The following is a 25,891-nucleotide window of genomic DNA, read 5'->3' on the forward strand; positions in this document are numbered from 1 at the left end:
AAGGGTAAGTTAATGACTGAGTGGAATGGCGAATATATCAGCCCATATGCCGAGCACGGCAAAAAAAATGAACAAGTAAAAAAAATTACGGTTTCTATCCCTTTAAAAGTATTAAAAGTACTGACGGATGAGCGGACGCGTCGCCAGATAAATAATCTGCGCCATGCAACTAACAGTGAACTGCTATGCGAAGCATTTTTGCATGCGTACACAGGTCAACCATTACCTTATGACGGTGATCTATCAAAAGATCAGCCTGATAGCATTCCAAGTGAAGCGAAAAAGTTAATGGATGATATGGGTATCGAGTGGGAAGAGCTCGAATAATTCACTGATTAGTCAATACCTCACAGACTTTGAAACGACCCTAATAAGAAGTCGTCATGTTTTTAAAGAGAACTTATGATGTCATTTATCGATCCAACGACCTTGATACTGGCATCGATTATCGTGTTTTTTGGCGCGCTAACCCAAAGCTTAATTGGCTTTGGGTTAGCCGTTGTTGCAAGCCCGCTACTGTATATTGTTAATCCTCAATTAGTTCCTGTTCCTATTATTGTTATGGGCTTTGCCATTTCTGCAATGACCTTATTTAGAGAACGCGGTCACCTACAATTTAATGGTTTGCAATATGCCTTACTCGGGCGGATCCCTGGGGGGTTTTTAGGCGCTGGATTATTGCTGTTTGCCCCACAAGCCATACTAGGCTTAGTGATTGCAGGCATTGTGTTTATTGCTGTTATTCTTAGCATTTTTCGCTTTACCGCCCCCATTAATCGCCTCAGTTTATTTATCGCTGGGGTATTTTCAGGCATATTTGGCAATATCGCTGCTATCGGTGGTCCACCAATGGCCATTTTGCTTGCAGGCCAAGACCCAAGTCAGTTTAGAGCGGCATTATCTGCCTTTTTCGTGTTTAGCTCATTAATTGCCTTAGCTATTCTAACCATCGTCGGCTTAGTTGAAGTGAAGCATTTATGGCTATCACTGCTATTATTGCCTTCAGTCGTTGCTGGTTATCTTGTCTCAGGTAGATTAATTGGCCGCGTTGATAAAGATAAAACCCGCATAGTCACCTTAGTGTTATGTAGTATTAGTGCCACTGTATTAGTGATTATGTCGACCAACACGTTAATGAGCTAATCAGCTATTCTGCACCTGTAAACAAAACCAGCCATCAATGGGCTTGATCTCAAATGATGATTAATAATCCCTCTATTTAGTAAAAACCTGCTTATCAAAAGTCTATTTCTCAACTAAAAATACCCATAATAAGAATCAAAAAAATCTCTTTTATCTCCCCTAACAAACTCATCATCTTTACGCAATAGATCCACATCACACTAGTCCATTAGATTTCTTTCAATTAACTTTTTTTCAATTAGATTTTTCTCATGGATATGATCTACTTCAAATTAACACTACTCACTTTTAGGTAACATTGTTTACAGCAAAGAAATAATTAAATGCTGTTAATGCACAACCCTAATAAGCCCGACAGAGGACAAAATGATGAACACTTACATTAAAGTTGGTATCGCAGTTGCTATGGCATTATCACTTGGCACCCAAGTGATGGCTGCAGATGGTGGTAATCCTAAAAAAGGTAAGCACCTGTACAAAAAAGAATGTAAAGCCTGCCACAGCGCTAACAGTGAAGGCCCTGAACTCACCCCAATGACCAAAACCATGAGCCAATGGGATCGTTTCTTTACTCGTGATAAGCACAAAGCTAAACCTGCCGTTTTTGAAGCCTTATCAGAAAAAGACATAAAAGATATTCAACAGTTTTTATATGACCACGCCGCCGATTCAGACCAACCAGCTACTTGCGGCTAAATCATCAATGCTGAGTCTATTTTCGTTCTAAACGAAACATCAGCCAATAAACCAAACGAAAAAACTGTGAGGCTTAGCCTCAGGGATCCTGACACAAAAAATTTGCCAAATTGACCGTGTTATTTGGCAAATAAAGGGGAGAAAGACCATGAGAACTCTCATCTCAATATTAGTGGCTAACGCGCTCTTTATGAGCGGCGCAAGCCTAGCAGCAGATACCGATGCACAAAAGATTGCCGATCTTAAACAACAACTCGCTACTATTAATGAAGATCTTGATTACTTAAATTCACGAGTTGACAAAACCGAGCGTCACACAGCCTTAGACAGAATAGCCATTACGGGTGATTTTAGAACCAAAGCACATTCATTACATTATCAAAACGTCACTTGGAACCCAGCCATGAACGTTAACTTTTCTGACTTTGGCGCTAAAGCCATGTCAGGAGTATTTGGCGATCCAAATAGCGCTACCTCACCGTTAGGCCAAATGATGATGGCAAACCCTGATTTAGCCAGCGCGTTTCAAAGCGGTATGCTGCAAGGCGTTATGCCAATGCTGTTGGGCCAAAAAACCCAACAGGACATTGATAACGATATATTTTATACCACGCGCTTACGCCTAAATATTGATGCTAAAGTGTGGGATAACGTCAGCTTTGCAGGACGTTTAACCATGTTTAAGAGCTGGGGAGACTCTGCTGGGGTTAAAGTATTCGACTCATGGAACTCATTCACCATGGATGGCACCAGTAGCGGTAGCACCAGTGGTGATGAGTTAAAAGTAGAGCGCGCCTATTTTAATTGGAAAGACATTAACGGCAGTGGCACTTACCTTTCTATTGGACGTCGTCCTTCAACGTACGGTCCACCAAATCATTATCGTGAAAATGAACTCAGAGGCGGCACGCCATCAGGTCACTTAGTCAATTTCAACTTCGATGGTCTTACCTTAGGTTACAACTTGGGTGATATCACCGGTATTGAAGGTCAAACAGTGCGTTTTTGCTATGGCCAAGGCTTTGAATCACAGTACGGCAATGGCGAATTGTTTGGTGACATCATCACTAAAGATACCCACCTCGGCGGGTTTAATATCGACGTGATTAATGACGGTAACCATTTCTTACAGTTCACTTTATTCGGTGCTAAAGATGTCAATGATGGCTTTACGGGCACCATGGCATTCCCTACTCAACTGGCGGGTATCTTTGCCCCAACCATGTATCAAGACATGCAAAAATTCGACAACTTTAACTTCGTCACCCGCGTACAACCAAGCGGTGTCATTGGTGATATGTACTTAGGTGGCCTAGGTTATGCCTATGAAACCGATGACGACCTGAAAATGTTTGCCTCATTAGGATGGACTCGTGCTGAACCCAACGGCAATGCTGGTTTGTTCGGTGGCATGTTAAGCGATGCAGTATTTGAAGCAGAGTTGAACAGCACTGGTACTGAAATCATTATGGTGCCAAAAGAAACCGTTGATAGCGACACCAAAGATGGTTACGGCATTTATGTGGGCATGCAAATTCCTGCACCATACGGCAAATTCGGTTTGGAATATAACTACGGTTCTAAATACTGGAGTCCCTTCACCCAAGCACAAGACGACCCAATCGGCAGTAAGTTAGCCACTCGTGGCCACGTTGCCGAAGCTTATTATATCTTTGATATTAATCCAAAAATGTTTATCAAGTTAGCCGGTTTGTATTACGACTATGAATATACCGGAAGTGGCTCACCAGTAGGTGCACCGATGAAGGTTGACGATGTGATTGCCGGTAGCGCGTACTCAATGTTGCCCGTTGTTGACACCGCCTATGACGTCAATGCCTCACTGACCGTTAACTTCTAACGCTAACTTAACCTTCTAACTTGGCCCCCCTGAGCACAAGCTCAGGGGTAAGGACAAATATCATGAAACTATTATCAGCACTGGCTGTATTACTGTTATTAAGCAGTAGCGCACAGGCTGCCTTTAACCATAAAGAGGCGCTGAAAGGGCCTTTTGCTAATGGCCCTGAAGTGACGACACAATGCTTAACCTGCCATAAAGAACATGCTGAAGAGTTTATGAAATCTTCACATTGGACTTGGGAGTTAGAGCAAAAACTACCTGACCGCACAGTGATGCGTGGTAAAAAAAACAGTATTAACAACTTTTGTGTATCGATATCGGGTAACGAACCGCGTTGTACCAGTTGTCATGCAGGTTATGGTTGGAAAGATTCTACATTCGACTTTAAAGACATGACCAAAGTCGATTGCTTAGTCTGTCACGACACCACGGGAACTTACATTAAAGATCCTGCGGGCGCAGGCGAGGCCTTAGCAAGAGTCAATTTAGCCAATGTTGCCCAAAATGTAGGTGCACCCGTGCGTGACAATTGCGGCAGTTGCCACTTTTACGGTGGCGGTGGTGATGCGGTTAAACACGGCGATTTAGACTCATCAATGTCTTATCCAGATAAAGCGACCGATGTCCACATGGATACCGATGGCAATGACTTCCAGTGTCAAACTTGTCACGTTACTGAAAATCATCAAATTACCGGTAACTCGATGGGCGTATCACCTGGTGGGGAAAACAAAATTGGTTGTGTAAATTGCCATGATGCTGCGCCTCATAAAAATGCAAAGCTTAATACCCACTCGGAAACGGTAGCATGTCAAACTTGTCATATACCATCATTTGCTAAAAATGAACCCACCAAAATGCGTTGGGATTGGTCACAGGCAGGTCAAGATCTTCCTGAAACAACAGACCAATACGGCAAGCACACCTTTATGAAAAAGAAAGGCAGCTTTATTTGGCAAAAAGACGTTAAACCACAATATGCCTGGTTTAATGGCCGCGCCGATGCGTATATGGCTGGCGATAAAATGGACCCCACTAAAACGGTTAAATTAGCTTATCCATTAGGTGATATTCGCGACCCTAAAGCTAAAATCTACCCATTTAAAGTGCACACGGGTAAGCAAATCTATGATGCTAAACTTAATATTCTGATAACCCCTAAAACGTACGGTGAAGGTGGCTACTGGGATAAATTTGATTGGGATTTAGCTGCAAAACTAGGCATGGAAGCTAACCCAACCATGGTAGAAAAAGGACTCAAATACAGTGGTCAGCATGGCTTTGTTGAAACTGAGATGTGGTGGCGCATCAACCACATGGTGTCACCAAAAGACAAGGCACTACAGTGTAATGACTGCCACAACAAAGGCGAGCGTTTAGACTGGAAAGCCCTTGGTTATGATGGCGACCCAATGAAAAATCGTAAAGGTATTAAACACACAAAAGCTGACTAATACTCAGATAAGCTCACTGCAACAGCAATAAGCTGATACAAAAAAACCGCTATCGACTTTACTATGGCGGTTTTTTTATTCGCTAAATAACCAACTAAAAATCCAAACCTTGGCACTGAAAATCTTGTTCAATAGCACTGATTGGATCGGTAAAGCGCAACCGTTTAGCCAATAATTGCAATGGTTTATCAAAGTTGTCCGGCCCTTTAGGTTGTAGCACTGGATAAAAGCGGTCATGTAAAATCGGCATGCCTAAACTTTGCATATGTACACGTAATTGATGAGTTTTACCGGTAATCGGACTTAACTCAAACAAGCCAAAACCATCTTTTACCGCCACTAAACTGATTTCAGAATGACTATTCGCCTCGCCTTCAACCACCTGCATGGTAAAGCTTGGATTTGCCGCCACAATACGATTTTTAACCGTCCAATGAATAGGAAGCGTACAAGTATTATCGGCTAATTCACTCACCAACCTAGGTGTTAATTTAGCGATGGCCTGATAATCTTTAGTGATCTTGTCATCTAAGAATAGCTGATGATATGCATGGCGTGTTTGCGGATTGAGCGTCATTAACATCACCCCAGCCGTGTCTTTATCGAGCCTATGTGCTGGGGCGACCGTATCAATTTGAGTCGCGATACGTAATCGATGCACTAAACATTCATTGACGTAATTTCCGCCTGGGGTAACAGGTAAAAAATGCGGTTTATAAACCACAATGGTATCAAGATCTTGATACAACACCAGCTCAGCAAAAGGCACTTTAGTTTCGGCCAGCACTTCGCGGTAATAATACACTTTGGCAGTGGCTTGATAGACACTGTCTGCGGTAATTAACTCACCATTTTGCCAATGAACTTTGCCATCTTTGATCCGTTGCTGCCACACACTGGCATCGATTTGCTTAAAATGATCGACCAAAAACTCAACTACTGTGTGGTATTGCTTACCTGCTAATTCATTAGCACGCGGCAACACAATATACGAAGGTTGAGCGGCAATGGCAGCGCTTGGTGTTTGGGAAGAGGATTGAGGATGATCCGCAGTGTAGTTTGATGAATTAGGCATAAACAACTTGGCTATATAAAGATGAAGGTAAGGTTCAAACGAGAAGGTATCTTATCAGGCTAGGTTTAAAATGTATCTTGATTACTTGATACCGATAACACAATATTGCGCTTATACATCCACGTGAGATTTTAGTAATTGCAGCACAAAATCCATGGTTTTATGGCAATTAGGTTGTTCAACTAAAATCAGCTTATCACGGTTATACATAGGTAAAACCTCTAACCAACGCTGACTCACCCAAGCGGCATCTTCTAAATGTGTTTGTGAATACAATTCCAGTAAATCTGGATTCACTTGATAAAATTGTTCAAGTGCGGCGCTGATAATTTCAAACTCACCCGCAATGGGCTCATGGCACCAATTAGCGCAAGGGAGCGCACGAGCAATCCAACAACCATCTCGTTTTTGCGCCGCAGATAAAATTTTAAGACGCTGTGTTCCCTCAATAACGATGCTTAAAGAATCATCACCTAACTGGTTGAAATCAATAATATTGCATTGGGTTGCTGCAATATAACAAGGCAGTTCGCTATTCACTTTCAATGGCGCAAATGCTAAACCATAGTGACCTTTTAATACATCGGCAACCATGGCTAAATCACTCGGTGCCACAACTCGAATTTCAAGTCGTCCACCGGGTAATAGCACAGCATCTTGAATCAGTAATGCTACTTCTTTTGTTTGCATAACAGCCTCCTACACCATAGGTGAAGTTACTGAACCAAAGTCAAATCAATGAAACAAGTGTAGCAGTGGTTAATTATTCAACAACTTAAGCAGCATAATATAATGCTTACTACCGACATAACCACCCGTTTTCGCTACGCCCTACTCCAATAGACCTTAATCAATACGACTATCTTTCAAAAAAAGTACAAAAAACATTCAATTTATTGAATCTTATAAACGCTCAATACGATCCATAATAGTGCCGGAAGCGACAATCTCAGCAAACTCGTCAGCTAATACCTGGCTTTGTTGCACGCTTTGCTGCCAATAAGCAATTCGACTTTCAGTATCTAAATTTTTAAAGTCTTCACGGTCAGGAATTTTACTAAACGGTAAGCTTGCAATAAATTGCTTACTCGGTGCTAAAATTAATCCATTGTGATAATTCGCTTTCGCTTTACGCCACAACAAGGATTTATCAAACCAGCCTGGGCTCATGTACGGATAAAAGTGCGGATACAAACTTAACCCTGTCGCAGCGGGTAATGGCATATCAAAATGATAATCGGTTATGCCTCCATCGTAATAATGGCCTTTTGGCGAGCCTTGCAGATCTTTTACCGGATCGAGCAATAGCGGGATAGATCCTGTCGCTAGTAATCCATGACGGATATTGTCTTGAGTTAACTCGACATGTTTGGTGGGCAAATCTTTCAAACGTCTAAAAGGTGATGCGGCGTCTTTATGGCTTAAAATAACCCGCTCGAAGTGCCAGCCTAAGCTTTTTCGATTGATGACATTACTTACCGCTGCCATCGATAATCCCATCATTAAGCCAAATTTGGCATGAATGCGATTTAAATGGCGGGCACGGCAGGCCACCATATGATGACGAATTAACGGATTAGCAATAATATCAGCGCCTTGCTGTTCACCTAAAATGCCATCAACAATTTGCAATACTTGGGCACTGACTTGTTCACGCGTCGGCTTTTTTTCGTAATTCTGATGAATATAAAAATGCTCTAAACGTTCATAAGCCGCTAATGGATCTTGTTGCGCCATACAAGCTAAACGCCACGCACCCGACGATGCGCCCATGGTATAAAGAGGATCTTGGCGCCCCTGAAAAAACTCACTAAATAAATATTTATCTAAGCCTGCTATCGCCAGCCACTTAGGCCCGCCTGATGCAGCAAAGAGCTGAGTAAACAATGATTGATCTAAGCCATTCGCTTCTAGTTGTTCGTAAGCCGTTGGTCCAGCAAGTAAACGTAATGCAGGCAATGTACAATCCTTCTTATATTTGTAATGCTGTTATCTTTGTAAAACTGTATGCTTTAGCGCTAACACGCTAGCATATTTTTATGGTTCTTATCTTACGGAATTTTTATGATTGTTGATACTTTAGCAAATCGCCACCTATACACTCAACTTAGCCCGAGATTAGCCAAAGCATTAGCTCATCTCGCGGACACAGACTTTAGCCAGCTTGAAGTGGGCAACTATCCGCTTGAAGGCAAAGACATTTTCGTTATCGTCAATGACTATGAAACTAAGCCTAAAGAGATCGAACCCTTTGAAGTTCATCAACAGTATATTGATGTGCAGTATGTGGTTAGCGGTGAAGAAGAATTTGGCTATTTACCGTTAGCCAATCAAACGCCTTCTAAGCCTTATTTTGACAAGCATGACTATGCTGAATACGACTATGAATCTAACAAAGATGACGCGGCGTTTATTCCGCTAAAAGCAGGCATGTTTGCACTATTTTTTCCTAGTGACATCCATATGCCTGGCACCAGCCCTACACCACAAAAAGTCCGTAAAGTGGTGATTAAGGTAAGGGTATAACAATATCATCTTAAAAAATGTCAAATACTCAGTCCTACTGCTGAATTATTAGCAATAAATCGCTATTTGAAAGAAGTCTGCTAAAGTTAATTCGAGCACAAGAAGCACCTCGACAGAGCACTTGAGATAGTCTCAATAGAATACTGAAAAGATACTTCAATAGCGTTGTTATACCCAAGCTAAAGACAAATATACACTTACCCTGTGTAAATAGAAAAGCCCCGAGACTCTCCGCTCGGGGCCTTTTTTTGTCAATTGAACACGTATATCATCATTGAAAACACTCATATGGTAAGTTGAACCGTTGAAGTGGTATTTTTTAATGCGATGAAGATCAATCCTTGTTAAAATCAGGGCAACTTTATAGGAGAGTCTTTCAATGGCAATGTATGTAGTGGGTCACAAGATCCCTGATTCAGATTCAATTTGTGGTGCTATAGCATTAGCATATTTAAAAAACCAAATCGATGAACCGGCAATTGCAGCCCGTTTAGGCGAGCTATCACCAGAAACCGCATTTATTTTAGAAAAATTTGGTTTTGAAGCACCAGAATATAAAACCAGTTACGCTGGTGAAGAAGTCTATATTGTTGACCATTCAGAAATTACTCAAGCGCCAGATGATATCGCTCAAGCGACTATCGTCGGTATTGTCGACCACCACAAATTAGGCGACCTAACCACTTCTACTCCACTAGAATGTTGGATCCGTCCAGTAGGTTGCAGCAACACCGTCATTAAAATGATGTTCGATTTCTACCAAGTAGAAATTCCAGCAAACATCGCTGGTATCATGATGTGCGCCATCTTAAGTGACACGGTTATTTTCAAATCTCCAACCTGTACCACTGCCGATATCCGTTGCGTTGAAGCGTTAGCAAAAATCGCCGGTGTAGAAGACTTTAAAGAACTCGGCATGGACATGTTTAAAGTAAAATCAGCAGTTGCAGGCACGCCAGCGCGTGACCTTGTTATGCGTGACTTTAAAGACTTCAACATGAACGGTAACCTAGTGGGTATTGGCCAATTAGAAGTTATCGATTTGTCTGTATTTGACGACATCAAAGCTGACCTAGAAGCTGATATTGCTAAATTGAAAATTGAAGGCAATCGTCACAGCGTATTATTGCTGCTAACCGATATCATGAAAGAAGGTTCAGAAATGTTAGTTGTTTCTGATTCAGCAGACTTAACTGAGCGCGCTTACGGTAAACCTACCGTTGATGGTCGCGTGTGGTTAGACGGCGTATTAAGCCGTAAAAAACAAGTTGTACCTGCACTGCAAGATACCTTTGCAAAGTAACTCGTTGTAAACATCTCAAATAAAGAAAAAGCTGAATCAATTGATTCAGCTTTTTTTATGCTTCAACGCCTATCTATTATGTCGATTAACTAACTTGGTATATCACAGCCCCATAGCTCAATGGAGGGCTGCTCAGTGGTAGGCTCACCCACCCAATAACTCATAGAATGGCATTGTTGCCCAGCCTGAGTCGATAACACACATAACTGATAATCGCCTGCTTCTGGCGTGCGGCCCAACTTTAGCATTGGCAAAATAGGCAAATGCGGTTTGTAGTGCCAACTGCCATCTTTTAACACTGCATCGGCAGGAATCTCCATTCCTGCGCCACTGCCTTTTACCCTTGCTTGTTCTAAAATAAAACCTTCATTAGTTAATCGATAATCTTCGGCCCAACGAATTTTCTCAATTGTGTGAGTCCAAGACAATGTCATCTGTTTAGCAGGCACTTGAGCCCAAATCGTGCCTGCTAAACCCAAACATAGCCCTAGCATTATTCGCCCTGCGCTAAACGTTTTAGCTTACGTGCACGCCATACGTGGTGCAAAATAAACGCCAGTGCCAAACCAAAACCTAACTCATCACTCAGCGGTGTCGCCATAATCAAACAGCCACCAGCAATAAAGCCTAAAACACGTTCCCACCAATAAAGGTTCTGTAATAAGTAGCCGGTAAATATCACGCCCCAAATACCAATAGCCACCGTCGCTTTAAGGACCACATAAACCGTTTCTAGCACACCACCACTTTGGAGCATTAGCGCAGGGTCGTACACCGCCATAAACGGAATAATAAACCCAGCAATGGCAATGCGAATGGCCCATAAACTGATTTTTAAGCCTTTCTCTTTAGCGATTGGCGCCGCGGCGAAACACGCTAGGGCAACTGGTGGTGTAAGGTCTGCCATAATGCCAAAATAAAACACAAACATGTGTGACACAATTAACGGCACACCTAAATCCAGTAACGCTGGCGCGGCAATTGAGCTGGTAATAATGTAGTTAGGAATGGTCGGGATCCCCATACCTAATACCAAACACGTCACCATCGTCAGCACTAAAGACAAAAATAAGTTATCTTGGCCGACAGCCAGAATATAGCCGGCAAACGTTGAAGCAATACCGGTTAGTGACACAACACCAATAATCACGCCCACTAGCGCACAAGCAATACCTACAGGTACAGCATGGCGTGCACCTTCAACTAATGCATGCAAACATAATGTGAGAGTTTCTTTACCACCTTTAACAAACCAACAAACCACCACCAGCATGGCAATAACGCCAAACATCACCCCAATACCTAACTGGAAAAAGCCTGCGCATATCACCCCTAACGCTATCCAAAAAGCAAACCGCATAGCAGCTGATGATAGATTGAGAATAATGGCCGAACCTAAAATCACAATCGCAGTCAGTGCTAGGCCAACCATGCCGGAAAACAGCGGTGTACGACCGGAAAACAACAAACCAATCAAAATAAATAATGGGATGAGTAAGTACCAACGCAACTTAATTGCTGCCCACGGATCTGGACATTGGTCTTTGGGTAAGCCAGATAAATTGGCGCGTTTAGCTTCTAAATGCACCATCCAGAACACCGAACAAAAATACAATACTGCGGGGATCATCGCCGCTTTAGCAATTTCAATAAATTGCACATTAATGGTTTCTGCCATAATAAAGGCTACCGCACCCATAATCGGCGGCATAATTTGGCTGCCCATACTGGATGTGGCTTCTACCCCACCCGCAAAAGCAGACCGATAACCAAAGCGCTTCATTAACGGAATCGTAAACTGGCCAGTGGTGACCACATTGGCAACTCCCGAACCGGTAATGGTGCCCATGAGTGCTGAAGACACCACCGACACTTTTGCAGGCCCACCCACTTTATGCCCAAATAAGCCCATAGCAAAGTCGGTAAATAAGCGGATCATTCCAGCTTGCTCTAAAAAGGCCCCAAACAGAATAAACAAGAAAATATAGGTCGCGGACACATAGGTGGGCGTGCCGTATAAGCCTTCGGTACCAAAGGCCAACTGGTTAACTATTTGGTCGAAACCATAACCTCGATGCATCAATTCACCGGGTAAATACTCACCAAACAAACCATAGGCCAGAAACATACCGCAAATAATCGGCAGGGCTATTCCCATCACTCGTCTGGCGGCTTCAAACACTAAAGCCACTAACACCACACCAATAATCATGTCATTTTGGGTTAAGTCACCGGAACGTTGAATTAAGTCTGCTTCAAACACCCATTGATAAACTGCGGTAGCCATACCCGCTAAACCGAGTATCCATGCCAAAGGTTGCCATGGCTGACTCTTGCCTATACCTGGATAACTAATAAACACCACTAATAATAAAAAGCCCACGTGTACGGCGCGCAATACTTGTGTCGAAACTGGATGAAATGCCGCGGTGGTAATTTGGAAAATAGAAAAAATTAATGCTACTGCAAACAAGGCTTTCGGCCAGTTGCGAGTATCGGCACTTAAGCCCTGCTCTGGTTCGGTAATTTGGGTTGGATCGCTCATGGTATGCCTCGACACTTACTACAACTAAATAACCTCAGCTCAGAAAAATGAGTGGACTAAAAATGACGTTGACTCAATTAGTCACTCTTGATCTAAAACGGAAGTTAGCAAATATGGTTGAAAGACAGAAATAAACAAGCGCTTGCTGGGTTTACCAAACAAGCGCTGTTAACTTAATACTATTACTTATAGCGCATTCACTTCTTTGTAATAGCGTTCTGCACCTGGGTGTAGTGGAATAGGCAGATCTTTTGCCGCTGTGGCTAAACTGATCGCCTTAGCAGCTGAGTGAGCAGTACCTAAACGGTCTAGGTTTTCAAACATCAGCTTAGTCATTTGATAAGCAATCTCATCAGACACCTTACTGTGACTTACCAATAAGTTTTGTATCGCAACCGTACTCACATCTTCTGTTTGGCCTTCGTAAGTATTGGCCGTAATCACCCCAACTTGATAAGCAGGATTATTAATTTTAGCGACAACATCCGCAGGGATAGCCACAAAGTTGATATCCATCGTTGCGGCTAAATCACGAATCGCTGCCATACCTAAACCAGACGATTGTAAAGTCGCATCCAATTGACGGTTTTTAATCAGCTCAACAGATTCGGCATAAGGCAAAAACTCCACTTTACCCATGTCGTCGTAACTGAGTCCTGCAGCAGCAAAAATAGCGCGAGCGTTTAGCTCAGTACCTGATTTTGGCGCCCCGACAGAAATACGTTTGCCTTTTAAATCTGCAAGGCTATTAATACCGGCATCTTTATTGGCGACAATTTGGATGTAGTTAGAATAAGTTGCCGCAATAACACGTAATTTTTTAAGCGGAGCTTTAAAACCGGCTTCCTGATCACCTTCCCATGCAGCCGATACCGAATCACCTAGTGCAAGCGCTAATTCACCACGCCCAGCTTGTAATAAATTGAGGTTTTCAACCGACGCTTTAGTCGCTTGTACTGAGGTTTTAGAGCCCTCAATGCCATTGCTGTAAAGTTGAGATAAAGCCACACCGATAGGATAGTAAACACCACTAGTTCCGCCGGTGAGAATATTGATAAATGTCGGCGCGGCCATAACAGCCGTACTAATAGATAGCGCTGCAGCTGCGCCAATCATGCAAAAACGTTTGGTTAATTTCATCCTGCAATATCCTTATTTTTTATATTGTTATGAGTATTATTATGTAGTTACACTACCACTGACATCCTGTGCAATCTATATAGACTAAAGGCTAATAACATCATTATAAATCGCCTTTATTCCGCGATTTCAGTTACTTCGATACGACACCAATAGCAACATTAACATTTTTCATCACCAACTTGCTTTAGGGCTGTCTGGGCAGCGAGCAATAAATACTCTGCCATCCACGAGTATAGTTAATTGAAATAAAAAGGTGCCAACAATGTCGGCACCTTTTTAGTCTATGGTGTAAGCCCTAATGAAATGAAAGGCTGGAATGTTATTAAGCCTTACATATTCATACAGTTAGCATAATATGTCACTGTGGCAGGCCAGTCAGAAAACACCCCTATTACCCCGACATCTTTTGCCAGTACATCTAACAGCTCAAAAGTATCACCTTCGTTATCAATCACGTCAGCAATACTCTGATAATACCAACCACCGCCGCCTTGACTCAGTGGCCCCGAACGCTCTAATGACCAAGCAATAATCTTCAAGCCAGCGGCACTTGCTGCTTTGGCATATTCAGATGGCACTATCGCGTTATTGTCTCCTACGGTAACCAGCATCCATAAAGGTGGTGCAATAATCTTGACTCCGTCTGCCGCTAAGGTGTCCATACTCGGTGACCATGTGGCACTGTTTTGCGGATCAAATCCAGCTTGCTCGTCACGGCCATCAAGGTATACCGCTTGATCGGCAAATTCAGGTGCGTTGGCTATCCAATATTTTACATCGTCTAAATTAAACGATTGTGGAAACACTTGCGATGCATCAACGCCTGCTGCGGCATATTCATCTAGCATTTTTTGGGCGTAATCTTGTTGGGTAAATCCATCATACGGCATGCTGACACTGGCCGACTTAAGCTCGGGAGTCATCTTTACTCCAGCAGCTTTAAACAAGGCAATACTTTCAGCATGAGTCATTAAGGTGCCATTACCGGCATATAAGTCGGTGCGCCAATTTGGCGTGCCATCCATAAACTCTTCTACTGTGGTGGCATTAGGGTTAAAGCCGTCCATTTTGCCTTGCAAGGTTGTAAACTCTGCAAGACTGATATCGCTGGTACAACAGGTAGCCGTTGCACTCACGCCATTGACAGCATCGGCTGGTGAAAATGGCACTGAACATTTATTGGCTAGGGCCGGGATAGCAAGAATATTAGTGGTAGTGGCTAAATCACACTGCGAGTGACGGCAAACTAACTCTTTATCTGCGGTAAATGTCACGTCACATTCCACAATACCTGCGCCAGAATCGATAGCTGCTTGATAAGCTTCTTTGGTATGCTCAGGAAATTGCATTGATGCGCCGCGATGACCAATAGAAAAGTCAGTACGGTAAAATGAATTTGAAGCACATTGCGCTAATTGATCTTTTAACTCACTGTCTTGCATTTGACCGACTAAAAATAGCGGCCTAGGACCTACTTGAGCGCTAACACTTTTATCCACTTCTGCAGTGGTGTCATTATTATCGTTACTGTTACACCCCGAAATCCATAACGTACTGGTTAAAACTGAAATGATACCCAGTGTTACACTTTTTTTCCTTGTCATCTTATTGCTCCATGTTGTAATGCGGTAATGTCAGTTGTAATAGTTTGCTGAAAAATTCATCATCAGGAACAGCTTACGCATTGAATATGACTGAATTATCGAATTAATATGACAACCTTAGTTTCTACTGTTTTACCGACCGATTGAATAATATAAAACATGACCCTAACTGCGGTAACGGTAAATAGACAAGCAAATAAACGATAGTGAGTAAACAGCTAACAATGAGGTCCACAATGGCAAACACAACACTTTATTATGTTCACGATCCAATGTGCAGTTGGTGTTGGGGATATCGCCCCACATGGGACGCCCTGCAAGCTCAACTACTACAGCAGTTTGGTCAGCAATTGAGTCTACACTATCTAGTAGGTGGTTTAGCGCCCGACTCCGACCAACCCATGCCGCAACCCATGCAGCAAATGTTACAACAAACCTGGCATAAGATTAACCAACAATTAGGTACAGAATTTAATCACGACTTTTGGCAGCATTGCCAACCAAGGCGTTCAACGTATCCAGCATGCAGAGCTAGCATCATTGCTCGCCAATATGGGCTAGAGCAACAAATGATCAACGCCATTCAACAGGCTTATTACCTTAATGCGCGTAATCCATCTGATGTTGATACTTTGGTATCGATTGCGACTCAATTAGGGATCCCCGCAGACTTGTTCACAGAGCAATTAAGCGCTGATGAAACAGAAGATAAATTACTCAGCGAAATCAATTTTGCTCGCCAACTTCCCATTCAAGGATTTCCCTCATTAGTGCTGATGGTCGATAACAACGCCTATCCTATTCGGCTTGATTATCATCAATGGCAAACAAGCTTGGCAGACATACAGACTATCTTGTTAACAACCCAACCGAGTTAATTAGCCCATAAGGACATTAGGACCGCATGACTTAATGACTCTACGCACCGTCACGAAGTAAACGTCAGTTAAGATATAAAGTTTGCACGACGTTGATTAGCCTTTGGCCTTAATGCCCAATATCCTATACTCTGCACGTCGAAAACGACAACGCCCCACACAGGCTCGTTAAACATAACATGAGGCAGTGAATGACAGATCGTAAACGAGGTTTTTTCGGTTGGACATGGTTTGTCATGTGGCGATTTTTGCTATTACTGGCGCTATTGTTACTGCTGCTTAGATTTGTGCCACCACCGACGACGTCATTTATACTGCAAAGCGATTATCCCGTTAGTCAGCACTGGGTAAGCATTGATGAACTGCCAGCGCACATGCCTTTAGCCGTAGTGGCCGCAGAAGATCAACTGTTTCCAGAGCACTTCGGGGTCGATATCAACTCCATCACTAAAGCCCTTAACCAGTACGACGGTGGAGAAGGCCTGCGTGGTGCCAGTACCATCACCCAACAAACCGCAAAAAATCTATTACTTTGGCCGGGTAGAAGCTTTGTTCGCAAAGGGATAGAAGCCATATTGGCCGTGAGCCTTGAAGCGTTTTGGGGCAAAAAGCGTATCTTAGAGGTGTACTTAAACGTAGCCGAATTTGGTAAAGGTATTTATGGCGTAGAAGCGGCTAGCCAGCACTATTTTAATAAATCGGCCCGCTATTTATCCAACAACGAAGCGGCGCGCCTAGCAGTGTTGTTGCCGAGTCCTCGTAACCGAAACCCTAACAATTTAACCCCATACCTGCGCCAAAGAGTCGCTTGGGGTGAAAAACAAATGCGCCAACTTGGCTCTGGCTATTTAAAGCCTATTCTTACCAATTAACCGTCATCAGTTGCCCGTTGTTATTGCTCTTTGTTAAGAGCAATAACAACTCGAACTGCCCTTTATATTTAAAAGATCAAAATATTGATCATTGATAAGCCATTAGCCTTTAATATCATTCAAAAAATACTATTCTCTTCCAATCGTCATCATGTGGCGAAAACATGATGCCTACTAGCAAGCCAGATGAAAGCCGGAATTAACAGGATTTGAACTATTTTTACTGTTAGAATGCGAGCTCATTTTTATCGGCTTTTACGATCAAGGCAGGCTATGACCGTTCTTCTAATGACTCCACCGATGACCCAGCTGAATACACCGTATCCAGCAACAGCGTATTTAACCGGTTTTTTACGCTCACGAGGCTATGAGGCGGTTCAGCGAGATCCTGCGATTGAGCTTTTCCTTGAGATGATGACAGCGCCTGCGCTGGAGATTATTCGTCAGCACGTAGAAGAAAACTTCGAACACTTTGAAGACGACGAACTGCCAGATGTCATCTTTAATTTTTTGGCTGAATTTGAGCGTTATCACCTCACCGTAGAACCTGCCATTCGCTTTTTACAAGGCAAAGATCCCAGCCTTGCTATGCGCATTAACACGCGTCGTTTTTTACCCGAAGGCCCAGCGTTTGATGCAATTGCTGAGATGGAAGCGGTATCTGGCGACGTGTTGCAAGCCGCCTTTGGTAATTTAGGCGTACAAGATAAAGCCAAGTATTTGGCCACTCTGTTTATTAATGATCTGTCGAACGTTATTACTCAGGGCGTTGATCCCTACTTTGAAGTCAGCCGTTATGGCGAGAAATTAGCTGCGGCTAACCCAAGTTTTGACAACCTCTATGACACCCTCATGGGTGAACCGAGTTTCAGCTCTGAAATTTTGGAGCAGCTGGTCGAGATGTATCTGGAAGACACCCAACCAAGTGTTGTCGCATTAACCGTGCCGTTTCCCGGCAATATGCTGGGCGCGTTACGTATTGCGCAAACCTGTAAAGCCATTAATCCAGACATTCCTATCGTCATCGGCGGCGGGTTTGTTAATACCGAGCTGCGCGCACTAAAAGATCCTCGTGTATTTGAGTTTATTGACTTTATCTGTCTGGACGACGGCGAACGCCCGCTTATCACTCTGCTGGAATACTTTGAAGGTAAGCGTGAGATAGACGATTTAGTGCGAACTTATTTTCTCGCAGAAGATGAAAATGGCCAGCCCTATGTCCATTTCAATGAAAACACACAGCTGCACGATATTCCACAAAGCGAAGTTGGCGCCCCAATTTACGATGGCCTGCCACTAGGTGACTACCTGTCTTTATGTGAAATGCTTAATCCAATGCACCGTATATGGAGTGATGGACGTTGGAACAAACTGACCATAGCCCATGGTTGTTACTGGCGTAAATGCAGCTTCTGCGACGTGAGTTTGGACTATATTGACCGCTACGATACCGCTGGCGCCGATGTGCTGGTTGACCGAATCGTAGAGCTTGTCGAAGAAACCGGACAAACTGGTTTCCATTTTGTCGATGAAGCCTTACCACCAAAAACCTTATTTGCGTTTGCAAAACGTCTCATTGAACGCGGCGTAGTGATCAGTTGGTGGGGCAATATCCGTTTTGAGCGGACTTTTAGCCCAGATCGTTGTCAATTACTGGCAGATTCAGGTTGTATCGCCGTCAGCGGCGGCCTTGAAGTAGCGTCAGATCGTCTACTTAAACTGATGAAAAAAGGCGTGAGCGTTGAGCGCGTAGCCCATGTAACCAAAGCATTCAGTGATGCCGGTATTATGGTTCACGCTTACTTAATGTATGGTTTCCCAACACAAACCGAGCAAGAAACCATAGACTCGCTAGAAATGGTGCGTCAGATGATGGAACTAGGTTGTTTCCAGTCAGCCTATTGGCACCGTTTTGTCGCCACCATCCACAGCCCGATAGGCATGAACCCAGAGCAATTTGGTATCACCCTTGCTGAACGCCCAGAGATCTTATTTGCTGAAAACGATGTCGATTTCACCGACCCGACCGGAACGGATCATGACATGCTGGGCGAAGGACTGCGTAAAGCAATCTACAACTACATGCACGGTATCGGCTTCGACCAACCAATGAGTTTCTGGTTCAACGAACCCGTTTCCCGCACTTCAATGAAGAAAGACCTGATATCAAAAGCGATTAATAACTTTATTCTGAGTCATGAAGAGTAGGTAATGAAGAGTAGATTCGGGCTATTTCATTAGAATAAGTAAACGCGACCTAAATAATTGGCAGTCTAATTCTGCTATACAGACGCACCATAACCCTACTTAATATAAGAAAGAGAAAGAGTAAGTGGGTCCAAGGTTAGAATATTGAAGGTTGATTTATCACTGTTCTGCATAGAGAATAGCACCCAAATACATTGATATATAAAGCATAGGAATGGCAATAAGATGATGACAAAATGGGCAATACGCTTTTTACAAATGGCCGAGCTCGTAGCATCTTGGAGTAAAGACCCTTCCACCCGAGTTGGCGCGGTGATCACTGAAAACAATCGTATCGTCTCGCTAGGTTTTAATGGTTATCCTCACGGAATATCAGATAGCGCTGAAACCGATAACCGTGAAATGAAACTGCTTAAAACGCTCCATGCAGAAGAAAACGCCATTCTGCATGCCAAACGAGATCTCAGTAGCTGTGAGATTTGGGTAACCCACTTTCCTTGCCCAAACTGCGCCGCCAAGATTATCCAAACAGGATTGCGCGCTGTGCATAGCCCACAACCCAACGAAGATTTCCTGTCACGCTGGGGAGATAAGATTAAAGTCAGCGAAGAGATGTTTGAGCAAGCTGGCGTTCAAGTCGATTGGATGCAAGTAGATTAACCTTACTTTTTCACCGTCGTTCCGGCAATGCGGTTGAGCCGGAATCCAGTTGTTTACTCTTTGCATTTATGGCCTGCGTGGCACTTCATCATAGTAAAGGGTGAACAGTCTAGCTTCACTTTACTAGCTGGCTTTAAAAGGCTAGGTAAAAATTTAACAATGGATGCCATGATTAATTCGTGTCGTTTACAAGCTTTCTAAGAATATTTGCCAAGTAAAAAATAACAACCACAGAAGGCCAAGCATAAAAGCGACATCTTCTTTAATCGATGAGCCAAACTCTGAGCTATTATCACCAAAAAAGTAACCTACTGGTTTGGAATATATTACTGCCGCTAAGCATAAACCTGGCACAAGATAATACAGCACCCAATCTTCTAAATACGTGCTTGTTTCATCGACACCCATTACAACGTAACTGTGCCCATACATCAGTAAATAGACTACGTATACAAGTACAAGAATAACGGCAAAATACTTACCCCATTTCCATTTTTTTAAGTTATCCGAAAGCGATAAATCGAATTCATGATTTGAATAAATGCCAAAAAAGATCAATGGCAGCATCAGTAAACAAATGCCTAAAAAAGTACTCAAAATACAGCTCGCTCCAGAAATTTAACAATGGGAATTTAATAATGGGTGGCATGGTTAACGCCCAAAGTTTACCCTGCCCCCACTAAATTCACCTTTAAATTCACCTTTAAATTCACTTTTATAAGCGATTGAAAGAAGTAGTGAATGATCAAAAAAACAACTATTTATTGTCCTACTTTAATGACTTCTTGTACAAAAAATTATTCTTTCTTTGTTAGATAATTAACATAGTTAATTTCACTTGTATGATTTGACTCGAAAGCATAGCCTTCATAGGTAATTGATAAGTTATTTGATAAATACAAAAGGTTATTATAAATTTCTACGTTTACAGTCATTTCCCATAGAGGCTCTTGAAAAACTTCGACAACAATAAATTTATCATTTGTATCACGATTCGATTCGGGATAGCTGTAGGGATTAATTGTTTGTGAAATAGATTCTACAGGGGTTCCTGCACAATCAGAGGTATCATATTTATGTTGAATTATTTCTAAATTGACACTAGTTATGACTAATTCATTTGTATAATATGCCAAATTTTTCCTTTCGCCACAATTTGATAACCATGAACCAGTTAGATCGAATGTTTCATCAATAGGCACAGAAACAATGGGAGGAGCTATACTTTCGTCTTCCACTTCAGAAGTGCCGCCACAACCGTACAATGTTACGAAGGCAATGCAAATGATGAACCTAATGAGAAAATAGTTAGTGAAGTTTATTTTAATATTAGAATACACAGAAAATTCCTTTTATATATGTGAAGTAGATAGCACCCGCCTAACACTCAATGTGTAGACGTGGCTTTTAGCATTGTTTGCTAAAACTATAACCAACAAAACCATGCCACCCATAATTTGAATATTCAGAATGGAACATTTCTCAAGTCCCATTCACTTGGTTGTTTCCTTTTAGAATCTTCGAAGTCTTTTTCTAAATTTTCAATAAATCGAATTGAGCTAGTTACATGACCGAAAATCAGCATTGCCTCTGAATATTTCAAAACTTTGTTGTCATGAGCAAAACTTTGGTTGTTCCTCACATGATTGAAAGCTTCCATATTGGCAATACTAGATTTCAAAATCCTTTCCGTCATTTCTGACTCTATAGCTCCATTTACCTTCATAGTTTTGATGTATTGTCCTACAAGTCCATGAAGTGGATTTTTCTTATTAATGTCGATCTGATGTTTCTCACATAAGACTCGAAAATATTTGATTACAAATGTATGTAGTCGATCTAAACCAGCCTCAGGTTCATTTCTATAAATTGAATCTCTTACTGCTTTAGCTAAAGTTTCAAAATCTTTATCGTCAGAATTCGGAACAACTGCATCAATATCAGGGACAGGAGCACTAGACTTAAGTCTTTGTACAATTTTCAGGCATTCATTACTCGGTATATCATTATTATTGATGCCTTTATACTCATCCCATTCTTCAAAGATATCACCGAGTAACTTTCCGACTACATAATTAGACTCAATTTGCCAGAATGCCCTCATTCTGTTAGCTTTTGATCCACTATTTATATTATATTTTTCATCGTAAATTTCTTTTTCGGTACTCTCAGCTACGAAATCTTCAAACGTCTTGTTAGAAAATTCAAGAACATACCCACTACCCATTCCAAGGATACGTTCAAGTTTCTTCTTTTCCAATTCAGTTAAATTAGACAATAGTAAATTCCATTCCTAGTGTGCAACGTTTTAGTATTTATGCGTTGGTTATTAGGCATAAATCGCTCGTGGACTTGGCCGATGCCACATCCTTATTAATCGGTAACTCTTAACGTAACATGCTATAGGAATTTACTTTTTTACGGTAGTTGTTTTTTTCTACAATCTTTAGGCTAATTATCTGTTCTAATTACACCTTTTAAGATATGACTTTGGTCATTAAGTCGAGTTTTATCGTTCAAAAAACAATCTCGTTATAGTATTTGGTTTAAAACTGTCAGAGTTCAATATATTTAGGCCGTTGAAGAAAATGACGTGAGCTGGCCAAGGATGGCCAGCTAGCTTTCGAGGGGAAGGGACGCCCCATCGGAAGCGTTAGCATTTTCGAATAAGTCCGAGGCCTATACCAAATAAAGCCCAAAGCAGGATCCCCCCCATGGCGACCTTTTCGCTGTTTGAAAATGTTGCGGGGCGGCTGGGAGATCCAAGAGGGAACAGCCGTTGGTTTCCTCTTGGTCTGGTGTGGGCGAAGCGCCACGACCTTAGTGGCCGCAGGCCATAAATACAAAAAATAGAGCTGGATCCCCGATAAAAGCACTCGAGGATGACGGCTTAGCGCTAAATTCCAGATCAACAACATTACCGGAACAACTGTGGGTTTGGCCTTTGCAAGGTGTCACTTTAGACCTGTAATTTTTATATGAAAACTTAACAATGGTATGGTTAACTTGAGCTTAACAATACCAACCACGTATTAAATTAACCCAAGGGAACCACATGAATATACTGCAACGTTATAACCGACTATCCACCAGCATATTAATGTGTTGTTTCTTTTTTAGTGCGGGAGTGTTCAGTGCGGAGAGCATGGCAAACATTGATACCAGCAAGCTTGGCGACATAAAAGCGATTAAATTTAATAACCAGCAAGTGATTACCGCAGGCTTACCCACAGAGCCGCAATTTGCACAACTTGCTCAAGCGGGTATCAAAACCGTGATTAATCTTATTCCTAATAACAATCCGCATGCATTACAAAATGAGCAGCAGATCGTCACGCAACTGGGCATGAACTATCACAATATTAGTGTGGACTGGCAAAACCCTACCCAAGAGAATCTACAGCAATTTTTTAGCCTGATGGAGCAAAATGGCGACGCACCCGTGCTAGTGCATTGCGCGGCTAATTATCGTGCATCAGCCTTTTATTATTTATACCAAACCCGCCAAAACAAAGCACCGACGATGGCCGAAGCACTCACCCCTTGGGGCGACTTACAACAAAGCTTTGCTGAATATCCTCAGTGGAAAAAACTGATTGAAGACGTACAAGCTCAATAAACAGATTAGTATATATATCGATAATATTGGTGGTACGATAAAGTAATTTAATGCACATCATGTACCTACAGTTTGTTTTAAGGAAAAAACAACTATGTTGAAATCGATTATCACCTTTGTTTGTGTTTTATTTTTTACTTTTTTTTGCTACACATATTTTAATCAACAAGCTACTGAACCTATTATTCTGCCTGATATCGCACCGACAATGAATTCTGAACTGCAAACTTCATCAGATAATCACATACCGAATACAGATAAAGAGATAATCGCAGAAGTAACCAATAATATTGAATTCACAACAAATTTAGTCGATGAGGATAATGAAGATTTCTTCAACCAATTTACCCATTTGAATAAAAGTCATTTTCAGAGTTCTGAACAGTTAACATCAGGCTTCATAAATAAAGATGGAGCTGTATCTCAAATTGCTTTAGAAGAAACATTCCGCGTGAATGACTTTGAAAACTTTATTGAACGTATTAATTCAATTGAAAAGTCTGAAGATGCAGCAATGCGGGAAAGCCTTTTATCCGAGAGTTTGTATAAATTAGAGGGAATTCACGTTTATTCAGAAAGTTACTCTTGCGCTGGAAAAATTTGTTTAGTGTCTTTTAACTTTGATGGTAATGACGAAAGTGCCAGTGAATTGTCTAAATTTACTGATAACTATTCCTTTACCAATATCATTGAAGGTGAACATGGTTCTAAACAATTTAGAGCAGTTTACATTGAAACAGATGATCCATCTACACTCAGCCTAAGTTACTAATAGTCATAGATTAAGCCACCAGCAGTTCCTCTAGAACTTCACCCGACGACACCATTGGGCATGTCGGAGGCTATAAGTACAAAACATAAAAGAATAGAGCTGGATTGCGGCTCAAAAGCATTACCGGAATAACGGTGGGTTTGGCCCGTGCAGGTTGGAACCTTGCTATCTTAATTCAAACGGAGTTTGAAAAGTCAGGTGTAAGCGAAGCGCCACGACCTTAGTGGCCGCAGGCAATATCTAAAAAATAAAGAAAATCACTTACTGTTGAGTATGAAAACCTTTCAAATCCATCTTATACAAGGGTGCTGGGATCATCTCTGAGGTGATAAAAACACTGTTACCATCTTGGCTGAAACCCACTGCTTCGGCTTGTTTTATCGCTGGCAGAGAAATCTCTTGTGGTGGCGTAGAAAACAGCGTCAACCAATCACCTGGCTCAGTTTGAGTAAAATAGAACGCGTGAGTGTAGGTTAATACCACCGCCGATAAACCATCAGCTGATATATCCATGGCTGTGGGTTTCCCGGCAAAACCAATCCAGGTATAGATACTGGCGTAATCGAGCATGGCTGTTGGTAATGGCGCGGTTTCGCCTAGCCTTTTGGCTTGTTTGTTAACAATTTGAACCGATGAATTGCTTGAAGCGCTTTGCCCTAAAACCGGAGCGATTAAAGGCAGCTCGAATAATATTGGCAGTTTATCGCGTTTGCTCAGTAACAGTATTTTTTGCTTGGCGACATCAACGGCCACAGATTCACAATCGTGTGCACCATCTGGGTAGGTAAATGTCATGCTCCAAACGGGTTTAGCCGCCAGTGTTTTTTGTCCATTAAGCTGGCTTAAATCTGGCTCTTTGATCAGATGTAACTGATATTGCGATCGTTTAGCTTGGTTATCACCCACATCGGCGATCAATAAATACGACTCACCTTGATAAACGAACGAGGCGATGTCTTCCCAATCGTTATTCTTAACGCCTGTAATGTTAACTGTCGCCAACTGATGACCTTGGGTATCAATGGCAAAAATCCTTGCGGTGTCACCACTGTCGTTATGTAGCCACAATATATTGTCGTTGAGCCGCGATACCGCCAAACCACTGGCTTCGTCAATAGTCGGAGCAGTAATGCTACCCGCTTGGGTCATGCCTATCGGCATAGCACATGCACTGGTCGATAACGCCAACATCAAATATATACACAGCTTTAACGGGGTGAACAGGGGCAATATTTTGGGCATTAACACGGGTCCATTGAGATATCAGTAACGAGCAAGCCAGTATTCTACCCAATTTGAAATAGAAAAGTGCCAATGTTTACACTGAGGTTAATTTATTTATTCGTTAGATAAGCTGAGTTTGTGTAGCGTTATCTTGTTATTAAACAAAAAAGGCCACTTTCTTTGTTCCGAAGAAAGTGGCCGTGCACATTTTTAGCGATTGAAATGATGAGTAAAAACCGCTAAAAACAAGTACTCTTTTAAACGTGACTCATGAACGTGACGATTACATATGGCTATTAAACGTA

24 protein-coding genes are annotated in these 25,891 nt (G+C 42.1%); 13 read left to right on the forward strand and 11 right to left on the reverse strand.

Features of this window, described 5'->3' with window-relative positions:
- Positions 1–12: 12 nt before the first annotated feature.
- From metJ to AAEY98_RS12690, 5 genes are all read left to right on the forward strand, one after another.
- Positions 13–327, forward strand: a complete 315-nt coding sequence (metJ, locus tag AAEY98_RS12670; protein ID WP_011638970.1) for a met regulon transcriptional regulator MetJ — start codon at positions 13–15, stop codon at positions 325–327.
- Between the two features lie 75 nt (positions 328–402).
- Positions 403–1,143 carry a sulfite exporter TauE/SafE family protein gene (locus AAEY98_RS12675; RefSeq protein ID WP_335691226.1) on the forward strand — a complete coding sequence of 247 codons (741 nt, stop codon included), beginning with the start codon at positions 403–405 and terminating at the stop codon, positions 1,141–1,143.
- Positions 1,144–1,509: 366 nt separating this feature from the next.
- Positions 1,510–1,839: a c-type cytochrome gene (locus tag AAEY98_RS12680; protein ID WP_101085111.1), complete on the forward strand. Its 330-nt coding sequence runs from the start codon at positions 1,510–1,512 to the stop codon at positions 1,837–1,839.
- A 148-nt stretch (positions 1,840–1,987) separates the two neighbouring features.
- Complete coding sequence (locus AAEY98_RS12685; RefSeq protein WP_162023936.1) at positions 1,988–3,700, forward strand: DUF3373 domain-containing protein; 1,713 nt, start codon at positions 1,988–1,990, stop codon at positions 3,698–3,700.
- 62 nt (positions 3,701–3,762) lie between these two features.
- Entirely contained in the window at positions 3,763–5,157 is a 1,395-nt protein-coding gene (locus AAEY98_RS12690) for a tetrathionate reductase family octaheme c-type cytochrome (protein WP_351017355.1), read from the forward strand.
- A 94-nt stretch (positions 5,158–5,251) separates the two neighbouring features.
- On the opposite strand, the gene AAEY98_RS12695 is transcribed toward AAEY98_RS12690, so the two are convergent.
- The 3 genes from AAEY98_RS12695 to AAEY98_RS12705 all read right to left on the reverse strand — a co-directional run bounded on the left by AAEY98_RS12695 (position 5,252) and on the right by AAEY98_RS12705 (position 8,191).
- A complete protein-coding gene (locus AAEY98_RS12695; RefSeq protein ID WP_335691230.1) occupies positions 5,252–6,232 on the reverse strand; it encodes a pseudouridine synthase in 981 nt (326 codons plus the stop codon).
- A 111-nt stretch (positions 6,233–6,343) separates the two neighbouring features.
- Entirely contained in the window at positions 6,344–6,922 is a 579-nt protein-coding gene (locus tag AAEY98_RS12700; protein WP_351017358.1) for an LON peptidase substrate-binding domain-containing protein, read from the reverse strand.
- A 213-nt stretch (positions 6,923–7,135) separates the two neighbouring features.
- Positions 7,136–8,191, reverse strand: coding sequence for an alpha/beta hydrolase (locus AAEY98_RS12705; RefSeq protein ID WP_162023939.1), 1,056 nt, complete (start codon positions 8,189–8,191; stop codon positions 7,136–7,138).
- Between the two features lie 105 nt (positions 8,192–8,296).
- Between AAEY98_RS12705 and AAEY98_RS12710 the strand changes: the two genes are divergently transcribed.
- Together AAEY98_RS12710 and AAEY98_RS12715 are read left to right on the forward strand one after the other, a co-directional pair.
- The gene (locus AAEY98_RS12710; protein ID WP_351017361.1) at positions 8,297–8,758 is read left to right on the forward strand and encodes a NanQ anomerase/TabA/YiaL family protein; all 462 of its coding nucleotides are present in this window, start codon (positions 8,297–8,299) and stop codon (positions 8,756–8,758) included.
- A gap of 379 nt (positions 8,759–9,137) precedes the next feature.
- Entirely contained in the window at positions 9,138–10,061 is a 924-nt protein-coding gene (locus AAEY98_RS12715) for a manganese-dependent inorganic pyrophosphatase (RefSeq protein ID WP_351017364.1), read from the forward strand.
- Between the two features lie 89 nt (positions 10,062–10,150).
- Here AAEY98_RS12715 and AAEY98_RS12720 read toward each other — a convergent pair whose 3' ends face one another.
- From AAEY98_RS12720 to AAEY98_RS12735, 4 genes are all read right to left on the reverse strand, one after another.
- Positions 10,151–10,555 (reverse strand): DUF1850 domain-containing protein, encoded by a 405-nt coding sequence (locus tag AAEY98_RS12720; RefSeq protein ID WP_351017367.1) that lies wholly within the window; start codon positions 10,553–10,555, stop codon positions 10,151–10,153.
- The gene (locus AAEY98_RS12725; protein ID WP_162024405.1) at positions 10,555–12,588 is read right to left on the reverse strand and encodes a TRAP transporter permease; all 2,034 of its coding nucleotides are present in this window, start codon (positions 12,586–12,588) and stop codon (positions 10,555–10,557) included. Before AAEY98_RS12725 ends, AAEY98_RS12720 begins: the two co-directional genes overlap by 1 nt.
- Positions 12,589–12,792: 204 nt before the next feature.
- Positions 12,793–13,746 carry a TAXI family TRAP transporter solute-binding subunit gene (locus tag AAEY98_RS12730; RefSeq protein ID WP_011638983.1) on the reverse strand — a complete coding sequence of 318 codons (954 nt, stop codon included), beginning with the start codon at positions 13,744–13,746 and terminating at the stop codon, positions 12,793–12,795.
- Positions 13,747–14,078: 332 nt separating this feature from the next.
- Positions 14,079–15,353, reverse strand: coding sequence for a glycerophosphodiester phosphodiesterase family protein (locus tag AAEY98_RS12735; RefSeq protein ID WP_162023942.1), 1,275 nt, complete (start codon positions 15,351–15,353; stop codon positions 14,079–14,081).
- Between the two features lie 236 nt (positions 15,354–15,589).
- Between AAEY98_RS12735 and AAEY98_RS12740 the strand changes: the two genes are divergently transcribed.
- The 4 genes from AAEY98_RS12740 to AAEY98_RS12755 all read left to right on the forward strand — a co-directional run bounded on the left by AAEY98_RS12740 (position 15,590) and on the right by AAEY98_RS12755 (position 19,971).
- Positions 15,590–16,231 carry a DsbA family protein gene (locus tag AAEY98_RS12740; RefSeq protein ID WP_350978903.1) on the forward strand — a complete coding sequence of 214 codons (642 nt, stop codon included), beginning with the start codon at positions 15,590–15,592 and terminating at the stop codon, positions 16,229–16,231.
- Between the two features lie 191 nt (positions 16,232–16,422).
- A complete protein-coding gene (gene mtgA / locus AAEY98_RS12745) occupies positions 16,423–17,103 on the forward strand; it encodes a monofunctional biosynthetic peptidoglycan transglycosylase (RefSeq protein ID WP_350978901.1) in 681 nt (226 codons plus the stop codon).
- A gap of 273 nt (positions 17,104–17,376) precedes the next feature.
- Complete coding sequence (locus AAEY98_RS12750; RefSeq protein ID WP_182744796.1) at positions 17,377–19,311, forward strand: B12-binding domain-containing radical SAM protein; 1,935 nt, start codon at positions 17,377–17,379, stop codon at positions 19,309–19,311.
- Between the two features lie 225 nt (positions 19,312–19,536).
- Positions 19,537–19,971: a dCMP deaminase family protein gene (locus tag AAEY98_RS12755; RefSeq protein ID WP_101085100.1), complete on the forward strand. Its 435-nt coding sequence runs from the start codon at positions 19,537–19,539 to the stop codon at positions 19,969–19,971.
- Between the two features lie 186 nt (positions 19,972–20,157).
- Here AAEY98_RS12755 and AAEY98_RS12760 read toward each other — a convergent pair whose 3' ends face one another.
- The 3 genes from AAEY98_RS12760 to AAEY98_RS12770 form a co-directional block, all read right to left on the reverse strand.
- Positions 20,158–20,568 (reverse strand): hypothetical protein, encoded by a 411-nt coding sequence (locus tag AAEY98_RS12760; RefSeq protein ID WP_162023946.1) that lies wholly within the window; start codon positions 20,566–20,568, stop codon positions 20,158–20,160.
- A gap of 200 nt (positions 20,569–20,768) precedes the next feature.
- Positions 20,769–21,311: a hypothetical protein gene (locus tag AAEY98_RS12765; protein WP_101085098.1), complete on the reverse strand. Its 543-nt coding sequence runs from the start codon at positions 21,309–21,311 to the stop codon at positions 20,769–20,771.
- Positions 21,312–21,436: 125 nt separating this feature from the next.
- Positions 21,437–22,249, reverse strand: coding sequence for an abortive infection family protein (locus AAEY98_RS12770; RefSeq protein WP_351017370.1), 813 nt, complete (start codon positions 22,247–22,249; stop codon positions 21,437–21,439).
- 777 nt (positions 22,250–23,026) lie between these two features.
- Here AAEY98_RS12770 and AAEY98_RS12775 point away from each other — a divergent pair.
- Together AAEY98_RS12775 and AAEY98_RS12780 are read left to right on the forward strand one after the other, a co-directional pair.
- On the forward strand, positions 23,027–23,590 hold the full coding sequence (locus AAEY98_RS12775) for a protein tyrosine phosphatase family protein (protein WP_351017373.1): 564 nt from the start codon (positions 23,027–23,029) through the stop codon (positions 23,588–23,590).
- A 94-nt stretch (positions 23,591–23,684) separates the two neighbouring features.
- Entirely contained in the window at positions 23,685–24,362 is a 678-nt protein-coding gene (locus AAEY98_RS12780) for a hypothetical protein (protein ID WP_351017376.1), read from the forward strand.
- A gap of 261 nt (positions 24,363–24,623) precedes the next feature.
- Here the strand turns inward: AAEY98_RS12780 and AAEY98_RS12785 are convergent, their stop codons facing one another.
- On the reverse strand, positions 24,624–25,604 hold the full coding sequence (locus AAEY98_RS12785; protein ID WP_351017379.1) for a hypothetical protein: 981 nt from the start codon (positions 25,602–25,604) through the stop codon (positions 24,624–24,626).
- Between the last annotated feature and the right edge of the window lie 287 nt (positions 25,605–25,891).

The sequence above is a fragment of the Shewanella sp. AC91-MNA-CIBAN-0169 genome, assembly GCF_040310165.1.
Lineage (GTDB): Bacteria > Pseudomonadota > Gammaproteobacteria > Enterobacterales > Shewanellaceae > Shewanella.

Coding starts and splice junctions, on each gene's coding strand:
- AAEY98_RS12750 (WP_182744796.1), top strand. CDS start 17,377: ATGACCGTTCTTCTAATGACTCCACCGATGACCCAGCTGAATACACCG.
- AAEY98_RS12735 (WP_162023942.1), bottom strand. CDS start 15,353: ATGACAAGGAAAAAAAGTGTAACACTGGGTATCATTTCAGTTTTAACC.
- AAEY98_RS12695 (WP_335691230.1), bottom strand. CDS start 6,232: ATGCCTAATTCATCAAACTACACTGCGGATCATCCTCAATCCTCTTCC.
- AAEY98_RS12740 (WP_350978903.1), top strand. CDS start 15,590: ATGGCAAACACAACACTTTATTATGTTCACGATCCAATGTGCAGTTGG.
- AAEY98_RS12675 (WP_335691226.1), top strand. CDS start 403: ATGATGTCATTTATCGATCCAACGACCTTGATACTGGCATCGATTATC.
- AAEY98_RS12685 (WP_162023936.1), top strand. CDS start 1,988: ATGAGAACTCTCATCTCAATATTAGTGGCTAACGCGCTCTTTATGAGC.
- AAEY98_RS12785 (WP_351017379.1), bottom strand. CDS start 25,604: ATGCCCAAAATATTGCCCCTGTTCACCCCGTTAAAGCTGTGTATATAT.
- AAEY98_RS12710 (WP_351017361.1), top strand. CDS start 8,297: ATGATTGTTGATACTTTAGCAAATCGCCACCTATACACTCAACTTAGC.
- AAEY98_RS12720 (WP_351017367.1), bottom strand. CDS start 10,555: ATGCTAGGGCTATGTTTGGGTTTAGCAGGCACGATTTGGGCTCAAGTG.
- AAEY98_RS12700 (WP_351017358.1), bottom strand. CDS start 6,922: ATGCAAACAAAAGAAGTAGCATTACTGATTCAAGATGCTGTGCTATTA.
- AAEY98_RS12680 (WP_101085111.1), top strand. CDS start 1,510: ATGATGAACACTTACATTAAAGTTGGTATCGCAGTTGCTATGGCATTA.
- AAEY98_RS12755 (WP_101085100.1), top strand. CDS start 19,537: ATGATGACAAAATGGGCAATACGCTTTTTACAAATGGCCGAGCTCGTA.
- AAEY98_RS12780 (WP_351017376.1), top strand. CDS start 23,685: ATGTTGAAATCGATTATCACCTTTGTTTGTGTTTTATTTTTTACTTTT.
- metJ (WP_011638970.1), top strand. CDS start 13: ATGACTGAGTGGAATGGCGAATATATCAGCCCATATGCCGAGCACGGC.
- mtgA (WP_350978901.1), top strand. CDS start 16,423: ATGACAGATCGTAAACGAGGTTTTTTCGGTTGGACATGGTTTGTCATG.
- AAEY98_RS12730 (WP_011638983.1), bottom strand. CDS start 13,746: ATGAAATTAACCAAACGTTTTTGCATGATTGGCGCAGCTGCAGCGCTA.
- AAEY98_RS12715 (WP_351017364.1), top strand. CDS start 9,138: ATGGCAATGTATGTAGTGGGTCACAAGATCCCTGATTCAGATTCAATT.
- AAEY98_RS12690 (WP_351017355.1), top strand. CDS start 3,763: ATGAAACTATTATCAGCACTGGCTGTATTACTGTTATTAAGCAGTAGC.
- AAEY98_RS12775 (WP_351017373.1), top strand. CDS start 23,027: ATGAATATACTGCAACGTTATAACCGACTATCCACCAGCATATTAATG.